3 protein-coding genes are annotated in these 1,087 nt (G+C 43.7%); all 3 read right to left on the bottom strand.

Annotated features, from left to right (window positions below):
* On the bottom strand, positions 1 to 263 hold a 263-nt coding region (locus tag CBF27_RS14455; protein ID WP_425469932.1), incomplete at its 3' end, for an IS66 family transposase.
* A gap of 200 nt (positions 264 to 463) precedes the next feature.
* Entirely contained in the window at positions 464 to 817 is a 354-nt protein-coding gene (tnpB, locus tag CBF27_RS14000; protein ID WP_126815311.1) for an IS66 family insertion sequence element accessory protein TnpB, read from the bottom strand.
* Positions 807 to 1,001: a hypothetical protein gene (locus CBF27_RS13995; RefSeq protein WP_126815264.1), complete on the bottom strand. Its 195-nt coding sequence runs from the start codon at positions 999 to 1,001 to the stop codon at positions 807 to 809. The genes tnpB and CBF27_RS13995 overlap by 11 nt, the downstream gene beginning before the upstream one ends.
* Positions 1,002 to 1,087: the final 86 nt, after the last annotated feature.

Below are 1,087 nucleotides of genomic sequence, written 5' to 3'. Positions count from 1 at the left end.
CCGGCCTTTCGGCGGTGTTGATTGACTTCGATGGCACTGGCTGTCTGCGTTGCGGGTGTTTCTGCAGAACATGTTGCTTCTGATGGCTGGTCTTCCGAAAATAGGCTAAGCTGGCCGCTGACTTGATTCGATAATGTTTCTTTGGAGCGGCCAAAGCGTTTATCAGTCAAATAAGCTACTTGTTCACGCAATAACTTAACTTCAGCTATTAAGTGTTGATTGGCTTGATTTGTGGATGCGATTGTTCCTCTCAAATCCTCGATGGTTCCTTTTAACGTCTCAATGACTTGAAGCAAGATGGAAACATCGTGATTTTTGTTATTTTTAAGAGTCTTATCATCACATAAAGCCACTATTTCCACCGCGTTTCTATCATTTGATTACGTTATTATTATACCATAAATCATCACAAAAAAACAGAGGGAAAGCGCATGAAATCAACCTTTCCGCGACTTTTTCTCTGTTAAAATCGGCCGTTAACACCGGGTTTTATTGCTCGTTTTTGGTCGATCGACAACCCATCTAACAACCAACGTATTTGTTGGTGCGTCAGCTGACGCACCTCGTCTTTTTTGCGCGGCCATTGCAGGCGTCCGTTTTCGATACGCTTATAGCACAGCAGCCAGCCGTCACCATCCCAGTACAATAGTTTGAACCGGTCGCTTCGTCTGCCGCAAAACAGAAAGATCGCATCATCATAGACGTCCATCTGATAGTCTTGTTGGACGATACCAGCCAGACCATCGATTCCCTTGCGTAAATCACAAAAGCCAGTCACGATATAGACCTGTTTGACAGCTGTCAAATCAAGAAGCATCGGTATTCAGCTCCTTTAACACTGCTTGAAGAATGTATTGATTGATGCCGTTATAGATCAATACCTCGCTGCCATCTTTGTGTCTTAACCGCACCGCAAGTCTCGCTGGACGCGGTGTTTTTTTGTCCGCACTTTTGACTTCTTCGATGAGTTGAATAGGGATTATTTCATTTTGTTTATGCAAATATGCCACCTCCATAGTTATTTGTTAGCTCAAGTTTACTTGGGGGTGGCAGCAGATGATAGATACTGTTTTATCAGGCGCTTACA

Source organism: Vagococcus acidifermentans, from assembly GCF_003987655.1.
Classification (GTDB): Bacteria; Bacillota; Bacilli; order Lactobacillales; family Vagococcaceae; genus Vagococcus_B; species Vagococcus_B acidifermentans.
This window is presented reverse-complemented; position numbering and strand designations above follow the sequence as displayed.